Source organism: Streptomyces sp. UC4497 (assembly GCF_054871485.1).
Genome location: NZ_JBTYHB010000029.1, coordinates 16,127 through 36,481, shown reverse-complemented (window position 1 = coordinate 36,481; position 20,355 = coordinate 16,127). Strand labels below are relative to the sequence as shown.

Here is a 20,355-nt window from a genome sequence, read left to right as displayed (position 1 = left end):
GGGACTTGAGGTGATCTTGGTCTGCGCCGCCCAGCCGGGACGCCCGGCATAACAAGAACGTCACAGCCTCTTCCGCACCCACGCTCCACCCCGCCACCTGCGCTTATAGTCACGGCCAGTCACCGCGCCGCCGGGCGCACCACTTGCACGGCCCCTGTACCACTCCGTACGGCCCGGCGAGACACACGGCCCCTGGACCAGGGGACCGCGCCAGGGAGAGGAATGATCGTGCGACACCGTTCTTTGCTCATACTCACTTCCGTGCTCACCACCGGAGCACTCACGCTCACCGCCTGCGGTTCGCGCGACGACGACAAGAAGTCCAGCGGCGGAGAGAACACCACCGTGGTCATCGGCGTCGACGCCCCGCTCAGCGGCGACCTCTCGGCCATCGGCATCGGCATCAAGAACTCCGTCGACCTGGCCGCGAAGACCGCCAACAAGAACAAAGAAGTCAACGGCGTCACCTTCAAGACCGAGCCGCTCGACGACGTCGCCAACCCCTCCACCGGCGGACAGAACGCCACGAAACTCGTCGGCATGGACGACGTCCTCGGCGTCGTCGGCCCGCTGAACTCCAGCGTCGCCCAGTCGATGCAGAAGACCTTCGCCTCCGCCAACCTGGTCCAGGTCTCCCCCGCGAACACCGCACCCGAACTCACCCAGGGCGCCAAGTACGCGACCAAGAAGACGCGCCAGTTCGACACATACTTCCGCACCGCGACCACCGACGCGCTGCAGGGCCCCTACGCCGCCCAATACGCGTACAACACCCTCAAGTTGAAGACGGTCTACTCCGTCGACGACAAGAAGACCTACGGAGCGGGCCTCGCCCGCACCTTCCGCCAGGAATTCACCAAGCTCGGCGGCAAGGTCATCACCACCGACCACATCAACCCCGACGACCGCGACTTCGGCGCCATCGCCACAAAGATCAAGAACTCCAAGGCCGACTTCGTCTACTACGGCGGCGAATACCCGGCCGGCGCCCCCCTGTCCAAGCAGATCAAGGACGCCGGAGCCAAGATCCCCGTCATCGGCGGCGACGCCCTCCAGAGCGCCGACTACACCAAGCTCGCAGGCAAGGCCGCCGAAGGCGACTTCGCCACCTCCGTAGGCGCCCCGCCCGCGAAGCTCGACACCGCCAAGAAGTTCATCGCCGACTACAAGGCCGCCGGCTACGACGAGCCCTACGAGACCTACGGCGCCCTCTCCTACGACGCCGCCTGGACCATCATCCAGGCCGTCAAGCAGGTCATGGCCGACAACGACGGCAAGCTTCCCAGCGACCCCAAGGAAGCCCGCAAGAAGATCAGCGAAGCCACCCAGAAGGTCTCCTTCAACGGCGTCACCGGCAACGTCGCCTTCGACCAGTACGGCGACACCACCAACCGCACCCTCACCGTCTACCAGGTCAAGGGCGGCGAGCACACCCCGGTCAAGACCGGCGAGCTGGAAGCGCAGTAACCAACAGGGAGCGCCCGGCACCCCGGACACTCCCCCAGCACCGAACCATGCGCGGGGGGCCCACCAACAGCCCCCCGCGCACCCGTACCTGACACCACCACCCACGGAGGCCCAGCGGTGCACGATCTGCCGCAACAGCTGGTCAACGGCCTGATCCTCGGAGCCCTGTACGGCCTCATAGCCGTCGGCTACACCATGGTCTACGGCATCATCCAGCTCATCAACTTCGCCCACGGCGAGATCTACATGATCGGCGGCTTCGGCGCCCTCACCATGTGGCTCCTGCTCCCCGGCGGAACATCCCTCGCCGTCGCCATGCCCCTCATGCTCCTGATGGGCATCGCCTGCTCCGTCCTCATCGCCGTCGGCGCGGAACGTTTCGCCTACCGGCCACTCAGAAACGCCCCACGCCTCGCACCGCTCATCACCGCCATCGGCCTCTCCATCGCCCTCCAGCAAGCCGTCTGGGCCTTCTACCCCGACGCCAAGGCCGACCGCACCTTCCCCCAGTTCGAGGGCGGGCCCATCGACCTCGGCGCCTTCACCCTCCAACGCGGCGACCTCTTCCTCATCATCGCCGCCCCCATCTGCATGGCAGGCCTCGCCTACTTCGTCGCCAAAACCCGCACAGGCCGCGCCATGCAAGCCACCTCCCAAGACCCCGACACCGCCAAGCTCATGGGCATCAACACCGACCGCATCGTCGTCACCGCCTTCGCCATCGGCGGCGCCTTCGCAGCCGTCGCCGCCATGGCCTACGGCCTCAAATACGGCCAAGTCGGCTTCAAAATGGGCTTCATCGCCGGCCTCAAAGCCTTCACCGCAGCCGTACTCGGCGGCATCGGCAACATCTACGGCGCCATGATCGGCGGCCTCACCCTCGGCCTCGCCGAAGCCCTCGCCACCGCCTACATCGGCGACATCCCCGGCATGGAACTCTTCGGCGGCGGAGCCTGGAAGGACGTCTGGGCCTTCGCCCTCCTCATCCTCGTCCTCCTGCTGAGGCCCCAAGGCCTACTCGGCGAACGCGTCTCGGACAGGGCGTGACCACCATGACGACAACCACAGCCACAGCCGGCGCCAAGACCGCCGCCCTCCCCCTCCCCGAAAAAGCAGCCCGCTACGGCACCGCAGCCGGCGCCCTCCTCACCCTCGCCAGCACCTTCCTCGCCTGGACCTGGACCACCGAATTCCCCGGCGACCTCACCGTCACCGGCTACCCCGGCGGACTCCAAGTCCTCACCCTCGTCGGCGCACTCCTCACCCTGCTGCTCGCCCTCTCGGGACTCGGCACCCGCGGCCTCCAATGGCTCACCCCCGGCGGCACCACCGCCCCCACCCTCCTCCTCGCCCTCGGCACCCTCGGCACCACCGGCTACACCATGGGCGCCATCTCAGCGAAACTCGGCGGCACCGCCAACCTCGAACCCGGAGCCTGGATCGCGGGCATCGCAGCCCTCGCCACCACTCTCCTCGCCCTCGGCCTCCCCGCCGACGTCCCCAACCCCGAAGCCACCAACCCCTGGCGCCGCTTCCGGGCCGCCCTCAAAGCCCCGGCCCCACGCCCCAGCACCATCAAGCTCCCCGCCTGGGCCGAAATCCTCCTCATCGCCATCGCCTTCGGCCTCGCCCTCTACGTCTTCACGTACGGCATCGACACCGAATACGGCGAACTCTTCGTCGGCTACCTCATCATCGTCTCCTTCGGCGCAGCCGGCCTCGCCAAAGCAGGCCTCCTCGCCCGCATCACCGGCCTCACCAACAAACACCGCAACATCAGCCTCACCGCCGCCTTCGTCGCCGCGGCAGCCTTCCCCTTCACCCAGACCAACGACACCTACACCAACGTCGCCGCCAACATCCTCGTCTTCGCCACCGTCGCCCTCGGCCTCAACGTCGTCGTCGGCCTCGCAGGACTCCTCGACCTCGGCTACGTCGCCTTCCTCGGCGTCGGCGCCTACGCCGCAGCCCTCGTCTCCGGCAGCCCCGACTCCACCATCGGCGTCCACTTCCCCTTCTGGGCCGCCGTACTCACCGGCGCAGCAGCCTCCCTCGCCTTCGGCGTCGCCATCGGAGCACCCACCCTCCGCCTCCGAGGCGACTACCTCGCCATCGTCACCCTCGGCTTCGGCGAAATCTTCCGCATCACCATGAACAACCTCGACGGCGACTCAGGCCCCGACATCACCAACGGCCCCAACGGCATCCCCAACATCCCCGACCTCAAAATCTTCGGCTTCGACCTCGGCGAAACACACACCGTCCTCGGCGTCGACCTCGGCCGCTTCGCCAACTACTACCTCCTCATGCTGTTCTTCACGATCATCGTCGTGACCGTCTTCCGCCGCGCCAGCGACAGCCGCATCGGCCGCGCCTGGGTCGCCATCCGCGAAGACGAAACAGCCGCCCGCGCCATGGGCATCAACGCCTTCCGCCTCAAACTCCTCGCCTTCGCACTCGGCGCCGCCCTCGCAGGCATGGCCGGCAGCGTCCAGGCCCACGTCCAGTACTCGGTCACCCCCGACCAGTACAAATTCGTCGAGAACGCACCACCCAACTCCGCGTTCCTGCTCGCCGCAGTCATCCTCGGCGGCATGGGAACCGTCAGCGGCCCCCTCATCGGCGCGGCCCTGCTCTACCTGATCCCCGCCAAACTCCAGTTCATCGGCGACTACCAACTCCTCCTCTTCGGCATCGCGTTGATCCTCCTCATGCGCTTCCGCCCCGAAGGCCTCGTCGCCGACAAACGCCGGCAACTCGAATTCCACGACACCGGCCAACTCGACGTCCCCGAACAAACAAGCCTCACCGGCGCCAGTACGGCACCCACCAAGGCCGGAGCGTGACCACCATGACCACAGTGCTCCAGGCAAGCGGCGTCACCATGCGCTTCGGCGGCCTCACCGCCGTACGAGACGTCGACCTCCACGTCGACCAAGGCGAAATCGTCGGCCTCATCGGCCCCAACGGCGCCGGAAAAACCACCTTCTTCAACTGCCTCACCGGCCTCTACGTCCCCACCGAAGGCAAGGTCTCTTTCCAGGGCAACACCCTCCCGCCCCAACCCCACCTCGTCACCCAGGCAGGCGTCGCCCGCACCTTCCAGAACATCCGCCTCTTCGCCAACATGACCGTCCTTGAGAATGTGTTGGTGGGTCGCCACACGCGGACCAAGGAAGGCCTGTGGTCGGCCCTCCTACGAGGACCCGGCTTCCGCAAAGCCGAACGCGGCAGCGAAGAACGCGCCATGGAACTCCTCGACTTCATCGGCCTCTCCCACAAACGCGACCACCTCGCCCGCAACCTCCCCTACGGAGAACAGCGCAAGCTGGAAATCGCGAGGGCACTGGCCAGTGAACCGGGTCTCCTTCTCCTGGACGAGCCGACGGCCGGCATGAACCCCCAAGAGACCCGAGCCACCGAAGAGTTGGTCGTCGCCATCCGCGACAAGGGCATCGCCGTCCTCGTCATCGAGCACGACATGCGCTTCATCTTCAACCTCTGCGACCGCGTCGCCGTACTCGTCCAAGGCGAAAAACTCGTCGAAGGCACCAGCCAAGAAGTCCAGGGCGACGAACGCGTCATCGCCGCCTACCTCGGCACCCCCTTCGAAGGCGCCCCCGAAGACACCGCCATCGAAGAAGTCCAGGCCGCGGAAGCCCAGGCCGACGGGGAAGGAAACGACCAGTGACCGCACTGCTCGAGGTCGAGGACCTCAAGGTCGCCTACGGCAAGATCGAAGCCGTCAAAGGCATCTCCTTCAGCGTCGAAGAAGGCCAGGTCGTCACCCTGATCGGCACCAACGGCGCCGGCAAGACCACCACCCTGCGCACCCTCTCCGGACTGCTGAAACCTTCAGGCGGCAAGATCAGCTTCGCCGGGGAACCGCTGGCCTCCGTACCCGCGCACAAGATCGTCGCGATGGGGTTGGCGCACTCCCCCGAAGGCCGCCGCATCTTCCCCCGCCTCACCATCGCGGAGAACCTCCAACTCGGCGCATTCCTCCGCCGCGACCAGGCGGCCGTCGAAAAGGACATGCAGCGGGCCTACGAACTGTTCCCGATCCTCGGGGAACGTAGGAAGCAGGCGGCGGGAACGCTGTCCGGCGGCGAGCAGCAAATGCTGGCCATGGGACGGGCGTTGATGTCCCAACCCAAGCTGCTGATGCTCGACGAACCGTCCATGGGCCTCTCACCGATCATGATGCAGAAGATCATGTCGACGATCTCGGAACTCAAGGCCCAAGGAACGACCATCCTGTTGGTCGAGCAGAACGCCCAAGCGGCGCTGTCACTCGCCGACCAGGGCCACGTCATGGAAGTCGGCTCCATCGTCCTCTCCGGCAGCGGCGAAGACCTCCTCCACGACGAATCCGTACGGAAGGCCTACCTCGGCGAGGACTGATCGCTTTACGTGCTGTACGTGCTTTACGTGAATGTGGCTGAGGCCCGCACCCCTGAAACGGGATGCGGGCCTCACACACGTAACGAGCGACGTCAGCCCTTCGAAGCCTTCTTCTCCGCGGCATCCTGAATGACCGCCTCGGCCACCTGCTGCATCGACAACCGGCGATCCATCGACGTCTTCTGAATCCAACGGAACGCGGCGGGCTCCGTCAGCCCGTACTCCGTCTGCAGAACCGACTTCGCCCGGTCCACCAGCTTCCGCGTCTCAAGACGCTGCGTAAGGTCCGCGACCTCGTTCTCCAGCGTCTTCAGCTCCGTGAAGCGCGACACGGCCATCTCGATCGCCGGGACGACGTCACTCTTACTGAACGGCTTCACCAGATACGCCATCGCACCGGCGTCGCGCGCACGCTCCACCAGGTCGCGCTGCGAGAACGCGGTCAGCATCAGAACAGGGGCGATCGACTCACCGGCGATCTTCTCCGCCGCGCTGATGCCGTCCATCTTCGGCATCTTCACGTCGAGGATCACCAGGTCGGGCTTGTGCTCACGGGCCAGCTCGACGGCCTGCTCGCCGTCGCCGGCCTCGCCCACGACGGAGTAGCCCTCTTCCTCGAGCATCTCTTTGAGGTCGAGGCGGATGAGGGCCTCGTCCTCGGCGATGACGACGCGGGTCGTCAGCGGCGGGACGTGCGACTTGTCGTCGTCGACTGCGTCTACGGGCTCGGGCGTCTCGGGGGCGGTCACGGGGGCGCTCCTTGTTCGGGCAGGCGGTGTGCTGCTGCCCTAAAGCCTACCTAGCTGCGGCTGCCGTTCATGAACCGGTACACTCAGCGCAGTGCCGAGCCGGGTTGGCGCAACTGGTTGACGCGGAGGTCTCAAACACCTCTGTCCGAAAGGACGTGTGGGTTCGAATCCCATACCCGGCACCGCAAGCAAAAAGCGGAGGTTCACGTTCTCGTGAACCTCCGCTTTTTAGTGTCCCCGGAATTGCATACCCATGCAGGATTGCTGCATGAAAATGCACCCGCTCGGAACTCGCCAGCACGCCATCACGCTCCTTCGAGGCGGAGCCAAGAACGCTGACGTGGCGCGCACCCTCGGCATCCCCGTGGGGACCATTGGGCACTGGAAGCACAATGACCGGGCCAAGCACGGAGAGTGTCCAGGAGGGCACTCGTCGGCTTGCCCGCATTGCGACGACCATCCGCTGGATTCACCCGCGTACTCCTATCTCCTTGGCCAGTACCTGGGAGACGGCCACATCTCCCATTACGCGGGCCACCGCGTACCCAGTCTCAGGATCGCCTGCGCCGACGCCTGGCCCGGCGTCGCTGACGAAACCGAGAGCGCGATGCGCAGCGTTTTCCCGAGCAATCAGGTCTGCAGGGCAAAGAGCCAGGGCTGCCACCACATCAAGCTCTACTCGCAGCACGTCCCCTGCCTCTTCCCCCAGCACGGCCCCGGCAAGAAGCACGAGCGCAAGATCGTCCTGGCCTCCTGGCAGCAGGAGATCGTCGACGCCCACCCTTGGGAGTTCGTCCGGGGGCTCATCCACTCCGACGGATGCCGTACCACGAACTGGACGACCCGGGTCATCGCCGGCGAACGCAAGCGATACGAGTACCCCCGGTACTTCTTCACCAACAAGTCCGAGTGCATCCGGCAGCTCTACACCGACACGCTCGACAAGCTCGACGTCCGCTGGAAGCAAGCAAACGCACGCAACATCTCGGTCGCCCGCAAAGCGGATGTCGCCCTCATGGACGCCCACGTAGGTCCCAAGTACTGACCCCGCAATAGGACCCGTCACACCCGCCCCGCCTACACCCTGGGACCTGCCCCAAATCCCCCAGGAACCCTTGACCACCCCACCCGCCTCGACGGACGTTCGGGTTCACACCCACCACCCGCCCGAAGAGGTACGCATGAGCCCGATCAACCGGCGCCGCTTCGTCGCGGCCGCGGCAGGTGCCGCCGCGGCTGCCGTGGCCGTGAGCCCGGAGTCTGCGTTCGCCGCACACAGACCCGGCGGCGGCCAGGCCACCTCAGGGGACAGCATCGGCGCGACGGACGAGGGCGACTTGAACTACGACGACGACACCGACTTCACCAACGCCGACAAGGGCTTCATCGCGGCGCTCACGCCGGGCGTGATCAAGAACGCGGACGGCAAGGTCGTCTGGGACGCCGACGGGTACGACTTCCTCAAGAAGGACGCCCCCGCAACCGCCAGCAAGAGCCTGTGGCGGCAGTCGCAGCTCGTCAGCAAGCAGGGGCTCTACAAGGTCACCGACCGGATCTACCAGGTCCGTGGACTCGACCTGTCGAACATGACGATCGTCGAGGGCGATACCGGGCTCATCGTCATCGACCCGCTGATCTCCGCCGAGACGGCCGCCGCAGCGCTGAAGCTGTACCGGGACCACCGCGACGCCGCCGACAAGAAGGTCACGGCGCTGATCTATACGCACCCGCACGTCGATCACTTCGGTGGCGCGTACGGGATTCTGCCGGACGGGGCCGGTGACGTACCGGTCGTCGCGCCCGAGGGGTTCCTGGAGCACGCCGTCTCGGAGAACGTGTACGCGGGTACGGCGATGACGCGTCGTTCCTCGTACATGTATGGCGCGCGGCTGCCCAAGTCGGCGAAGGGGCAGATCGGTTGTGGCCTCGGGCAGAACGTGTCGTTGGGGACGGTCGGGCTGATCCCGCCCACCAAAAGCATCACCAAGACCGGGCAGGTCGAGACGTTCGACGGGGTGCGGGTCGAGTTTCAGATGACGCCGGGGACCGAGGCGCCGGCGGAGATGAACTTTGTCTTCCCTGATCTGCGTGCGGTGTGTATGGCGGAGAACGCGACGCACACGATGCACAACATCATCACGCTGCGTGGTGCGCAGGTGCGGGATGCCCGTGAGTGGGCGCATTACCTGAACGAGTCGATCGATCTGTTCGCGGATCGGGTGGATGTGGCGTTCGCGTCGCATCACTGGCCGACGTGGGGTGGTGAGGAGATCTCCGAACTGCTGGCGGTGCAGCGGGACTTGTATGCGTACATGCATGATCAGACGCTTCGGATGATCAATATCGGGATGACCGGTAGGGAGATCGCTGAGGAGATTCAGCTGCCGCCCGCGCTGAACGTGTGGGCGAATCGCGGTTACTACGGCTCGCTCAGTCACAACGTGAAGGGCATCTATCAGCGCTACATGGGCTGGTTCGATGCGAATCCGGCCCATCTCTGGGAGCACACGCCGGTCGATGAGGCGAAGCGGTACGTGAAGGCGTTGGGTGGGCGGACGGCGACGGTCGCCAAGGCGAAGGGGTTCGCGAAAGATGGTGATCTACGGTTCGCCGCGACGTTGCTGAATCACGTCGTGTTCGCGGATCCCGATCACAAGGCCGCCAAAGCCGAACTAGCCGCGATTTACACGAGGTTGGGGTACGCGACCGAGAACGCGGTGTGGCGGAACTTCTATCTCACGGGTGCGATGGAGCTGACGGACGGGGTCAAGCCGGGTGGGTCGACGTCGGTGAGTCCGACGATGATGATGGCTCTGGGCATCGACCAGCTGATCGACTCGGTCGCGATTCGGATCAATGGGCCCAAGGCGTGGGATCTGAAGATCAGGATGGACTGGAGTTTCCCGGCGCTGGGTGTCGTCTATCACCTGACGTTGCAGAACGGTGTGTTGACGTACAGGAGCGATGACAAGGCCGACGGTGGCGCGGGTGTGACGCTGTCCATGACCAAGCCGCAGTTGCTCGCCTTGTTGGGCGGGAAGGGGCTGGGGGACATTGAGGTGTCGGGTGATGCGTCGCTGTTGCAGAAGTTGCTGGGCGTGGTCGAGAAGCCGGATCCGAATTTCGCGATCGTGACGCCGTGATCGTGACTCCGCAATCCTGACCCCGTAGTCGTCCTGGGCATGCACGGGGTTCATGCCCAGGAACGTGCGTAGGGGCCGCACCCTTTACCTACGGGTCTGCGGCCCCAACTACGTATTACTGCCTGCTACTTGGGGCTGTCGTCCTCGCCGATGTGGTGGATGCGGACGAGGTTCGTGGAGCCGGGGACGCCGGGAGGGGAGCCTGCCGTGATGACGACGGTGTCGCCCTTTTTGCAGCGGCCGATCTTCAGGAGTTGTTCGTCGACCTGGGCGACCATGGCGTCGGTGGAGTCGACGTGCGGGCCGAGGAACGTCTCTACGCCCCATGTGAGGTTGAGCTGTGAGCGCGTTGCCGCCTGTGGGGTGAAGGCGAGCAGCGGGATCGGCGAGCGGTAGCGGGAGAGGCGGCGGACGGTGTCGCCGGACTGGGTGAAGGCGACGAGGAATTTCGCGCCGAGGAAGTCGCCCATTTCGGCTGCGGCGCGGGCGACTGCTCCGCCTTGGGTGCGCGGCTTGTTGCGTTCGGTGAGCGGCGGGAGGCCCTTGGCGAGGATGTCTTCCTCTGCCGCTTCGACGATGCGGCCCATGACCTTGACGGTTTCGATGGCGTATTTTCCGACGCTGGTTTCACCGGAAAGCATGACGGCGTCGGTGCCGTCGATGACGGCGTTTGCGACGTCGCTCGCTTCGGCGCGTGTGGGGCGGGAGTTGTCGATCATCGAGTCGAGCATTTGGGTCGCGACGATGACGGGTTTGGCGTTGCGCTTGGCGAGTTTGATGGCGCGCTTTTGGACGATCGGGACTTGTTCGAGGGGCATTTCGACGCCGAGGTCGCCGCGGGCGACCATGATGCCGTCGAATGCGGCGACGATGTCGTCGATGTTGTCGACGGCTTGGGGCTTTTCCACCTTGGCGATGACGGGGAGGTGGCGGCCTTCTTCGGTCATGATGCGGTGGACGTCTTCGATGTCGCGGCCGCTGCGGACGAAGGAGAGCGCGATGATGTCGGCTCCGGTGCGCAGGGCCCAGCGGAGGTCGGCTTCGTCCTTGTCGGAGAGGGCGGGGACGGAGACGGCGACTCCGGGGAGGTTGAGGCCCTTGTGGTCGGAGACCATGCCGCCTTCGATGACGCGGGTGCGGACGCGGGGTCCGTCGACCGCGGTGACTTCGAGGGTGACTTTGCCGTCGTCGACGAGGATGCGTTCGCCGGTGGTGACGTCTTGGGCGAGGCCGTCGTAGGTGGTGCCGCAGGTTTGGCGGTCGCCTTGGATGCCGCTTTCGACGGTGATGGTGAACTCGTCGCCGCGTTCGAGTAGTACGGGTCCTTCGCTGAATCGGCCGAGTCGGATCTTCGGGCCTTGAAGGTCGGCGAGGATTCCGACGCTGCGGCCGGTCTCGTCGGAGGCCTTTCGCACGCGCTGGTAGCGCTCCTCGTGTTCGGCGTAGGTGCCGTGGCTGAGGTTGAAGCGGGCTACGTCCATTCCGGCTTCGACGAGTGCCTTGATCTGCTCGTACGAGTCGGTGGCGGGGCCCAGGGTGCAGACGATCTTTGCTCGGCGCATGCTTTCGAGCCTAAACCTTACCGACGGGTAGAGAATTGGTCGGTCATGACTACTCAACAACCTTTGCGTGAAGGGCTATTGACAAGGCTTGAATATGGGCGACGTTGCGCTCTGATGAGCGAATCAGAGGGCTTCAGAGGGTGGGCGGGTGCATCGTAAAGCGGGCGTTGACCTGGGCGCGTACGCGTTGGCGTTGGGGTTCGAGGTCGAGTGCGGGGGCGGGTTCGGGCTCGGCGCCGGCGTAGGCGGCCGTGCGCATCATGCCGCGGGGCATGGCGCGGTCGGTCATGGTGGGGTCGTCGGCGCCGATGTCGGCGATGTCGATGAGTGCGTCGAGGGTGGTGTCGAGGGCTTCGGCGTATTCGCGGGCGCGTTGGACGGCTTCGCGGACGGCTTGTTGCCTGGCTTGGGCGTGTACGGGTGAGGTGGGGCGCAGGGACCACCAGGGTCCTTGGACGCTGGTGAGGTCGAGGTCGGCGAGGCGGGTGGTGAGTTCGCCGAGTGCGGTGAAGTCGGTGAGGTCGGCGGTGATGTGGACGCGTCCGTGGTAGGTGCGGATGCGTTCGCCGCGGCCGCGTTTGGTGAGTTCGGGGGTGATGGAGAGGGCGCCGGTGGCGGTTTTGTCGATGGCGTCTCCGTAGCTCTTGATGAGGTCGAGTACGTGGGTGTTGCGGCGGGTGAGGTCTTCGAGGGCGGTGCGGCGGTCGGTGCCGCGGGCGGCGACGGTGATGCCGATGCGGGCGAGTTCGGGTTCGGCTTCGATGTGGGCTTCTCCGCGGACGGCGATCCGTGGGGCTTCGGGGGTGGCGGTGGGGTGGTCGTTGGTCATGCGCCCACTTTGTCATCACCGAAACGAAACCTTGTGAGGCTGTTGCGAGTTGGGGTTGGTGAGCAAGAATCTACGCGCGTCATCATGGCGTACACGTAGACGAGGAGACTCCGATGTCGTTGGACCGTAGATCCTTTCTCGCCCGGTCGGCCGGTACGGGTGCCGGGGTGGCCCTGGCCGGTGCCGTCGCCGCGCCTGCCTCCGCCGCGGCAAAGCCGAAGAAGCAGAAGCGGTACGCGTTCACGGTGATGGGGACGACGGATCTGCACGGTCACGTCTTCAACTGGGACTACTTCAAGAACGCCGACTACTCGGATGCCGCAGGCAACGCGCAGGGTCTGGCCCGGGTTTCGACGTTGGTGGATCAGGTGCGTGCGGAGAAGGGGCGGGGGAACACCCTGCTCATCGACGCCGGGGACACGATTCAGGGCACCCCGTTGACGTACTACTACGCGAAGGTCGATCCGATCACGGCGGCCGGTGGTCCGGTGCATCCGATGGCGCGGGCGATGAACGCGATCGGGTACGACGCGGTGGCGCTCGGCAATCACGAGTTCAACTACGGCATCGAGACGCTGCGGAAGTTCGAGTCGCAGTGCGAGTTTCCGCTGTTGGGCGCGAATGCGGTGGATGCGAAGACGGAGAAGCCGGCGTTTCCTCCGTACTTCATGAAGCGGCTGCGTACCCCGCACGGCAAGGACGTGACGGTTGCGGTCCTGGGGCTGACGAATCCGGGGATCGCGATCTGGGACAAGGCTTATGTCCAGGGTGTGTTGAAGTTCCCGGGGCTTGAGGAGCAGGCGGCGAAGTGGGTGCCGAGGCTGCGGTCGATGGGCGCGGATGTGGTGATCGTGTCGGCGCATTCGGGGGCGTCGGGGCAGTCCTCGTACGGGGATCAGGTGCCGTATGTGGAGAACGCGGCGGCGAATGTCGCGAAGCAGGTGCCGGGGGTCGATGCGATTCTGGTGGGGCACGCGCACGTCGAGATCGAGCAGCAGTTGGTGACGAACGAGAAGACGGGGAAGACGGTCGTCCTGTCCGAACCGCTGTGCTACGCCGAGCGGTTGGCGTTGTTCGACTTCGATCTCGTGTGGGAGAAGGGTCGTTGGTCCGTCGAGTCGGTGAAGGCGTCGCTGCGGAACACGAATGTGGTGGCGGACGATCCGGAGATCTCGAAGTTGCTCAAGGAGCAGCACGAGACGGTGGTGGCGTATGTCAATCAGGTCGTGGGGACGGCGAAGCAGGCGCTGACGACGGTTGATGCCCGGTACAAGGATGCGCCGATCATCGATCTGATCAACAAGGTGCAGGCGGATGTGGTGACGAAGGCGCTGGCGTCGACGGAGTACGCGAAGCTGCCGGTGCTGTCGCAGGCGTCGCCGTTCTCGCGCACGTCGGAGATTCCTGCCGGTGATGTGACGATCCGGGATCTGTCGAGTCTGTACGTGTACGACAACACGCTGGTGGCGAAGTTGCTGACGGGTGCGCAGGTGCGGGCGTATCTGGAGTATTCGGCGGAGTACTTCGTGCGGACGGCGGCGGGCGCGGCGGTGGATGTGGACAAGCTGACGAACGCGGGCAATCGGCCTGACTACAACTACGACTATGTGTCGGGGTTGACGTACGACATCGACATCGCGCAGGCGGCGGGTTCCCGGATCAGGAATCTGAAGTTCGACGGCAAGGATCTGGATGATGCCGCGCAGTTCGTGTTCGCGGTGAACAACTATCGGGCGAACGGTGGTGGCGCGTTCCCGCATGTGGCGTCGGCGAAGGAGCTGTGGTCGGAGTCGACGGAGATCCGGACGCGGATCTCGGAGTGGGTGACGGCGAAGGGCGTCCTCGACACGGCGGACTTCGCTTCGGTGGATTGGAAGTTGACGCGGGACGGGACGCCGGTGTTCGCGCAGTGAGCCGTAGCCGTTCGGCGGTCAGTCCTGGAGTTTGACCATGGTGCCGCGCTCTCCTGTCTGCTGTCCGGGCAGGGGGGCGCGGTTTTCGTGTCCGGTGAGGCCGAACGTGGTGAAGGCGGTGCGCCGGGGCTGCGGGTAGGGGTCCTTGCCGGTCAGCGAGTTGAGGATGGTGGCGCTGCGCCAGGCGGCGAGTCCGAGGTCGGGGGCGCCGACGCCGTGGGTGTGACGTTCGGCGTTCTGGACGTAGACGGAGCCTTGGACGCGGTCGTCGAGGACGAGGCGGAAGTGGTCGTCGATGCGAGGGCGTTCGGAGTGGTCGCGGCGCAGGTAGGGGTCGAGTCCGGAGAGCATGCCGCTGAGGGGGCGTTCCTTGTAGCCGGTGGCGAGGACGACGGCGTCGGTGGTGAGGCGGGAGCGGGTGCCTTGTTGGCGATGTTCGAGGTGGAGTTCGACTTTGGTGGTGGCGACGCGGCCGGCGGTGCGGATGCTGACGCCGGGAGTGAGGGTGGCGTCGGGCCAGCCGCCGTTCAGGGTGCGCTGGTAGAGCTCTTCGTGGATGGCGGCGATGGTGTCGGCGTCGATGCCCTTGTGGAGCTGCCACTGCGCGGGCACGAGGCGGTCGCGTTCTGCCTCGGGCAGGTGGTGGAAGTAGTGGCTGTAGTCCGGGGTGAAGTGTTCGAGGCCGAGCTTGCTGTACTCCATGGGCGCGAACGCGTCGGTGCGGGCGAGCCAGTGGATCTTCTCGCGGCCGACGGGGCGGGACCGGAGGAGGTCGAGGAAGATCTCGGCGCCGGACTGTCCGCTGCCGACGACGGTGATGTGTTCGGCTGCGAGCAGGCGGTCGCGGTGGGTGAGGTAGTCGGCCGAGTGGACGACGGGCACGGTGGGTGCTTCTTCGAGCGGCCTGAGGGGTTCGGGTACGTAGGGGGCGGTGCCGACGCCGATGGCGACGTTCTTCGTGTACGTACGGCCGAGGGCTTCGGCTTCGCCTTCGGCGTCGAGTTGGGTGAAGTCGACTTCGAACAGGGCGCGTTCGGTGTTCCAGCGGACGGCGTCGACCTGGTGGGAGAAGTGGAGTCCGGGGAGGTTTTCGCTGACCCAGCGGCAGTAGGCGTCGTATTCGGCGCGCTGGATGTGGAAGCGCTCGGCGAAGTAGAAGGGGAAGAGGCGCTCGCGGGTCTTGAGGTAGTTGAGGAAGCTCCAGTGGCTGGTGGGGTCGGCGAGGGTCACCAGGTCGGCGAGGAACGGGACTTGGAGGGTGGCGCCTTCGATGAGCAGGCCGGGGTGCCAGTGGAAGTCGGGGCGCTGTTCGTAGAAGGCGGTGTCGAGTTCGGTGAGGGGGTGGGCGAGGGCCGCGAGGGAGAGGTTGAAGGGGCCGATGCCGATGCCGACGAGGTCGCGGGGTTCTTCGGTGGGCCGTGTTGCGGGGTTGGGGGTGGGCGCGGCTGTCATCGCGGCGTGTGTCCTTCCACCAGTTCCAGGAGGGCGGTGAGGTCTTCGGGGGTGGCGTGCGGGTTGAGCAGGGTGGCTTTGAGGTGGAGCTTTCCGTCCATGCGGGCGCGGCCGAGGACGGCGCGGCCCTCGGTGAGCAGGGACCGGCGGATCGCGGCGATGGTTTCGTCGGTGGCGCCGGTGGGCCGGAACAGGACGGTGGTGAGGGTGGGGGTGTCGTAGAGCTCGAAGTGCGGGTGTGCGTCGATGAGTTGGGCGAGGTGGTGGGCGAGGGCGGTGACGTCGTCGACGAGGGCGGCGAGTCCGGTGCGGCCGAGGGCTTTGAAGGTGACGGCCGTTTTGAGGATGTCGGGGCGGCGGGTGGTGCGCAGGGAGCGGCCGAGGAGGTCGGGGAGTCCGGCTTCGGTGTCGTCGTCGGCGTTGAGGTAGTCGGCCTGGTGACCGAGGGCGCTGGTCTCGGTGGTGTCGCGTACGGCGAGGATGCCGGCGGCGACGGGCTGCCAGCCGAGTTTGTGCAGGTCGAGGGCGACGGTGTGGGCGCGGGCGAGGCCGTTCAGTTTGGGGGCTTCGCGGGGGCTGAAGAGGGCGCCTGCGCCGTAGGCGGCGTCGATGTGGAGGCGGGCGCCGTGCCGCTCGCAGATGTCGGCGATTTCTGGGAGCGGGTCGATGAGGCCCGCGTCGGTGGTGCCTGCGGTGGCGGCGACGAGTTTGGGCCCCGGGAGTGCGGTGAGGGCCTCGTCGAGGGCGGCGGGGTCGAGGGTGCCGGCGGGGGCGGGCACGGTGACCGGTTCGGGCAGGCCGAGGAGCCAGGCGGCGCGGGCGAGGCTGTGGTGGGCGTTGGCCCCGACGAGGAGGTGAACGGGTTCGCCGGGCGGGGCGGCTTCGCGGGCGAGGAGGACGGCGAGCTGGTTGGCTTCGGTGCCGCCGGTGGTGACGAGGGCGTCGGGGGTGGGGGTGGGGGTGGGGGTGGGGTGCTCCGGTGGGGTGGGGGTGGGTGCGGCTTGCCCGCGTGAGGCGTGGGCGGGTGTGGCCTGCTCGCGTGCGGCGGGGGTGCCTGGGGCGTAGACCTCGTGGGCGAGGGTGGTGGTGACGAGGGCTTCGAGGGCGGAGGCGGCGGGGGCCTGGTCCCAGGAGTCCATGGAGGGGTTGAGGGCGCTCGCGGCGAGGTCGGCGGCGGTGGCGACGGCGAGCGGCGGGCAGTGCAGGTGGGCGGCGCACAACGGGTCGGCGGGGTCGGCGGCGCCTTCGGCGAGGGCGGTGACGAGGGTGCGCAGCGCTTCTTCGGCTCCGGTGCCGTGGGTGGGCAGCAACTCCCCTACGTCGTGGTGGAGTTGAGCCGTGACGGCCTCGGGTCCGCCCGCCGGGAGTGGGCCGCCGCGGTGGGCGGCGCCTTTGTGGAGGGCGTCGAGGACGGTGGTGAGCAACGGCCGCAGGGCGTCGGGGCCTTGGGTACCTCCGGCGAGGGGCGGCGTGCTGCGCATACGGGTCCTTTGCGTGGTTGGCGTACGTGATGCATCAGCTTGCCTTTTGCCTGCTGATGCGTCCGCCGTACCTACGAAGCTGACCCGAAAGGGGTATGGGTGGGCGTGGGGGCGGGGGTGCCTGTGCTAGGCCCGTCCGGGGGTGGTTCGGAGGGGGTGGCTTGCGTCGGGTGGGGTCGGCGGGGGGTGGCAGGGGTGAATCCGCCGCGCGGGGCTGGCGGCGTCGTTCCGTCTTGGGCCATGTGCCGCTTGGCCTGTTTCCCGCTCACCTCCCACCCGCCCGCCCCCTTCGGGGGCTATGGCCCGTCCGCCTTGGGCAGTCCGACGCCGAGCACGGCTCCCCACCCGTGGCGGTGGGCCGCCACCGCCTTGGGCAATCTGCCGCCTGGGGCGGCAGGGTGGGCAAGGCGGCGCACGGTGCCGCGCGCTCGTTACCTCGGGGCCGACCACGGCGATCCCGGAACCACGGTGCCGGGCGACGAAGGCAGCGGGCGTCGGCCACGGCGCTGCGCTCACACGCCGGTGTGGGGCGACCGGTACGACGACGAGGCGGAACGTCCGCTGCCCCGCGCGGCCGACGCCCCCGGAGGGGGCGGGTGGGTGGGAGATGGGCGGGGAAGACGTGCGGGAGCACCGGGGGCTGGGCGCCTGTTGTGCCCTCGGCCCCCAGGTGCCGTCCCCTGGCGATATCCCGAAACCCCGGTTTCCGACGCCCGGCTCCCCCCGCTCCCGGGCCCGGACCCGGACTCCGGCCCCCGGAACAGTGCAACGGGCCTCACCCCGGCACGGGGTAAAGCGCCGGTGCCGCGCAACCGTTGCGAAGAGCCCGGCCCCGGTGACCCGCCGCTACGCCCCCCGTACCTTCAACGCCCGGCGCAGGTCGTCGAGTTGGTCGGAGAGTTTGCGGTGCAGGGCGGGGGTGGCGTCCTTCGCGTGTTGCTCGCCCACGCGGAGCGTGTCCGGGTCGATGGCGTACACGGGGAACGCGTGGCGGCCCGCCGCCTCGGCGATCGCGGGGCCGCGGCGCGCGGCGAGCGCGGTGGCGTCGGTGAAGTAGCGGGGGACGTAGCCCCGCAGGAGGTCGGTCTGTTCGGGCTGCCAGAAGCCCTGTGCCGTGGCGATGAAGAGGTAGTTGGACAGGTCGTCCTCGGGGTTCGTGGTGAACATCGCGGACCACGCCTCCGCCTTGGTCTGCGGGTCGGGCAGCGCGGCGCGGCAACGGGCGGCGCCTTCTTGTCCGGTGGCGCTGGGGTCGTGGGCGAGTTCGGCCTCGATGACCGCTTCGTCGACGGCGCCGAGGACGCTGAGCCGGCCGAGGATGCGCCAGCGCAGTTCGGGGTCGAGCTCGGGTCCGCCGGTCACGGCCCCGGAGTCGTACCAGTCGCGGATGACGTCGGCGTACCGGGCGGCGTCGATGAGGTGGCGTACGGCGGTGAGGCGGAGCCCCGGGTGGCTACCGTCGTCGGTGCGGCGGACGAGGTCCTCGCACAGGGTGGTGATGAGGTCGAGGGCCTCGGGTCGTTCGCCGGGGTCGGTGTAGCGGTCGGCGACCTGGGTGTGGGCGAAGGCGAGGACGCCCTGGACGAGGGCGAGGTCGCTCTCCTCGGGGAGGTGGGCGGCGACGGTCTCCAGGTAGGTGGCGGGTGCGAGTGCGCCGTCGCGGACCATGTCGCGCAGGGTGGTCCACACGATGGTGCGGGTGAGGGCGTCGGGGATGCCGGACAGGCCACGCAGGGCGGCTTCCTCGGATGCGGCGTCGAGGCGGATCTTGGCGTAGGTGAGGTCCTGGTCGTTGGGGATGATCAGGGCGGGGCGGCGGCCGTTGAACGTCAGCTCCCCTCCGCTGAAGGGGATTTCCACGTCGAGGCGTTCGCGCAGGACGAATCCGCGCGGGTCGGCGGGAGCGTGGTCGTACAGGCCGACGGCGATGCGGTGGGGACGGCTGCCCTGTCGGTCGACGGCGAGGCTCCAGGTGCCGTCGTTCTCGGTCACCGACGTGGTGAGCGTGTCGACGCCCGTGGTGCGCAGCCACGTGTCGGCCCAGGCGTGCACGTCGCGTTCGGTGCCGGAGGCGAGGGATTCGATGAAGTCGGCGAGGGTGGCGTTGCCGAATTTGTGGCGCTTGAAGTGGGTGTTGATGCCGGCGAGGAAGTCCTTCTCGCCGAGCCAGGTGACGAGTTGGCGCAGCGCGGAGGCGCCCTTGGCGTAGGAGATCCCGTCGAAGTTGAGGAGCGCGGAGGCCGTGTCGGGCACGGACTCGGGGGCGACGGGGTGGGTGGAGGGCCGCTGGTCGGCGTCGTACCCCCAGGTTTTGCGGGCGACACCGAAGTCGATCCAGGTGTCGGTGAAGCGGGTGGCCTCGGTGAGGGTCTGGTAGCCCATGTACTCGGCGAACGACTCGTTCAGCCAGATGTCGTCCCACCACTTGAGGGTGACGAGGTCGCCGAACCACATGTGGGCCATCTCGTGGGCGATGACCATGGCGCGGGTCTGTCGCTCGGTGTCGGTGACGGCGGAGCGGTAGACGAACTCGTCGCGGAAGGTGACGAGGCCGGGGTTCTCCATGGCTCCGGCGTTGAACTCGGGGACGAAGGCCTGGTCGTAGGAGTCGAAGGGGTAGGGCACTTCGAACTTCTCGTGGTAGCGGTCGAAGCACGCGCGCGTGACGTCGAGGAGTTCGTCGGCGTCGGCGTCGAGGTGGGGTGCGAGGGAGCGGCGGCAGTGCAGGCCGAAGGGGAGTCCGCGGTGTTCGGTGCGGATGGAGTGCCAGGGGCCTGCGGCGATGGCCACCAGGTAGGTGGAGAGGAGGGGGGTGGTGGCGGCCTGCCAGCGGCCCTCCCCCAGGTGTTCGGTGGTGCCGTTGGCGAGGACGGTCCAGCCTTCGGGGGCGGTGACGGTGAGGTCGAAGGTCGCCTTGAGGTCGGGCTGGTCGAAGGCGGCGAAGACGCGCTGTACGTCTTCCATGAACAGCTGCGTGTACGTGTACGTCTCGCCGTCGGTGGGGTCGGTGAAGCGGTGCATGCCCTCGCCGGTGTGCGAGTAGCGCATGGAGGCGTCGATGCGCAGCTCGTGGGGGCCTTCGGTGAGGCCGGTGAGCGGGAGCCGGTTGTCGGCGAGGGCGGCGGGGTCGAGGGGCTGCCCGTCGAGGGTGGCGGAGCGCAGGGCGGCGGGCTTGAGCTCGACGAAGGTGTCGCCCGCGGTGTGCGCGGTGAAGCGGATCGCGGTGCGGGAGTCGAAGGTGTCGTCCCCGACGGTGAGGTCGAGGTCGACGGTGTATCGCTCGACGTCGATGAGCTGGGCTCGGGTCTGCGCTTCGCTGCGTGTCAGTACGGGCATGCGGTAATGCTGCCGCATA

General features: G+C 67.3%; 14 protein-coding genes and 1 tRNA gene. 9 read left to right on the top strand and 6 right to left on the bottom strand.

Annotation, left to right across the window (positions count from 1 at the left end):
- Positions 1-228 precede the first annotated feature (228 nt).
- The 5 genes from ACYSUO_RS30915 (at position 229) to ACYSUO_RS30895 (ending at position 5,871) form a co-directional block, all read left to right on the top strand.
- On the top strand, positions 229-1,467 hold the full coding sequence (locus tag ACYSUO_RS30915; protein ID WP_461779510.1) for a branched-chain amino acid ABC transporter substrate-binding protein: 1,239 nt from the start codon (positions 229-231) through the stop codon (positions 1,465-1,467).
- A 117-nt stretch (positions 1,468-1,584) separates the two neighbouring features.
- On the top strand, positions 1,585-2,514 hold the full coding sequence (locus ACYSUO_RS30910; protein ID WP_461779509.1) for a branched-chain amino acid ABC transporter permease: 930 nt from the start codon (positions 1,585-1,587) through the stop codon (positions 2,512-2,514).
- Positions 2,515-2,519: 5 nt separating this feature from the next.
- Positions 2,520-4,313, top strand: coding sequence for a branched-chain amino acid ABC transporter permease (locus ACYSUO_RS30905; protein WP_461779508.1), 1,794 nt, complete (start codon positions 2,520-2,522; stop codon positions 4,311-4,313).
- Positions 4,314-4,318: 5 nt separating this feature from the next.
- Positions 4,319-5,158, top strand: coding sequence for an ABC transporter ATP-binding protein (locus ACYSUO_RS30900; RefSeq protein ID WP_461779507.1), 840 nt, complete (start codon positions 4,319-4,321; stop codon positions 5,156-5,158).
- Positions 5,155-5,871, top strand: a complete 717-nt coding sequence (locus ACYSUO_RS30895) for an ABC transporter ATP-binding protein (RefSeq protein ID WP_426904170.1) — start codon at positions 5,155-5,157, stop codon at positions 5,869-5,871. The genes ACYSUO_RS30900 and ACYSUO_RS30895 overlap by 4 nt, the downstream gene beginning before the upstream one ends.
- 92 nt (positions 5,872-5,963) lie before the next feature.
- On the opposite strand, the gene ACYSUO_RS30890 is transcribed toward ACYSUO_RS30895, so the two are convergent.
- Complete coding sequence (locus tag ACYSUO_RS30890; protein ID WP_461779506.1) at positions 5,964-6,620, bottom strand: ANTAR domain-containing response regulator; 657 nt, start codon at positions 6,618-6,620, stop codon at positions 5,964-5,966.
- A 98-nt stretch (positions 6,621-6,718) separates the two neighbouring features.
- On the opposite strand from ACYSUO_RS30890, the gene ACYSUO_RS30885 reads away from it, so the two are divergent.
- The 3 genes from ACYSUO_RS30885 (at position 6,719) to ACYSUO_RS30875 (ending at position 9,763) form a co-directional block, all read left to right on the top strand.
- Positions 6,719-6,802: transfer RNA gene (locus ACYSUO_RS30885), tRNA-Leu, on the top strand.
- 86 nt (positions 6,803-6,888) lie between these two features.
- The gene (locus tag ACYSUO_RS30880) at positions 6,889-7,665 is read left to right on the top strand and encodes a helix-turn-helix domain-containing protein (RefSeq protein ID WP_461779505.1); all 777 of its coding nucleotides are present in this window, start codon (positions 6,889-6,891) and stop codon (positions 7,663-7,665) included.
- Between the two features lie 136 nt (positions 7,666-7,801).
- Positions 7,802-9,763, top strand: a complete 1,962-nt coding sequence (locus ACYSUO_RS30875) for an alkyl/aryl-sulfatase (RefSeq protein WP_461779504.1) — start codon at positions 7,802-7,804, stop codon at positions 9,761-9,763.
- A gap of 125 nt (positions 9,764-9,888) precedes the next feature.
- On the opposite strand, the gene pyk is transcribed toward ACYSUO_RS30875, so the two are convergent.
- On the bottom strand, positions 9,889-11,325 hold the full coding sequence (gene pyk, locus ACYSUO_RS30870) for a pyruvate kinase (protein WP_461779503.1): 1,437 nt from the start codon (positions 11,323-11,325) through the stop codon (positions 9,889-9,891).
- Positions 11,326-11,458: 133 nt separating this feature from the next.
- Positions 11,459-12,154 (bottom strand): SIMPL domain-containing protein, encoded by a 696-nt coding sequence (locus tag ACYSUO_RS30865; RefSeq protein ID WP_461779502.1) that lies wholly within the window; start codon positions 12,152-12,154, stop codon positions 11,459-11,461.
- A gap of 113 nt (positions 12,155-12,267) precedes the next feature.
- On the opposite strand from ACYSUO_RS30865, the gene ACYSUO_RS30860 reads away from it, so the two are divergent.
- Entirely contained in the window at positions 12,268-14,067 is a 1,800-nt protein-coding gene (locus ACYSUO_RS30860) for a bifunctional metallophosphatase/5'-nucleotidase (RefSeq protein WP_461779501.1), read from the top strand.
- Positions 14,068-14,085: 18 nt separating this feature from the next.
- Here the strand turns inward: ACYSUO_RS30860 and ACYSUO_RS30855 are convergent, their stop codons facing one another.
- From ACYSUO_RS30855 to pepN, 3 genes are all read right to left on the bottom strand, one after another.
- Positions 14,086-15,519: a lysine N(6)-hydroxylase/L-ornithine N(5)-oxygenase family protein gene (locus ACYSUO_RS30855; protein WP_461779500.1), complete on the bottom strand. Its 1,434-nt coding sequence runs from the start codon at positions 15,517-15,519 to the stop codon at positions 14,086-14,088.
- Positions 15,516-17,000, bottom strand: coding sequence for a pyridoxal phosphate-dependent decarboxylase family protein (locus ACYSUO_RS30850; protein WP_461779499.1), 1,485 nt, complete (start codon positions 16,998-17,000; stop codon positions 15,516-15,518). The genes ACYSUO_RS30855 and ACYSUO_RS30850 overlap by 4 nt, the downstream gene beginning before the upstream one ends.
- Before the next feature lie 846 nt (positions 17,001-17,846).
- Positions 17,847-20,336, bottom strand: coding sequence for an aminopeptidase N (gene pepN / locus ACYSUO_RS30845; protein WP_461779498.1), 2,490 nt, complete (start codon positions 20,334-20,336; stop codon positions 17,847-17,849).
- Positions 20,337-20,355 lie beyond the last annotated feature (19 nt).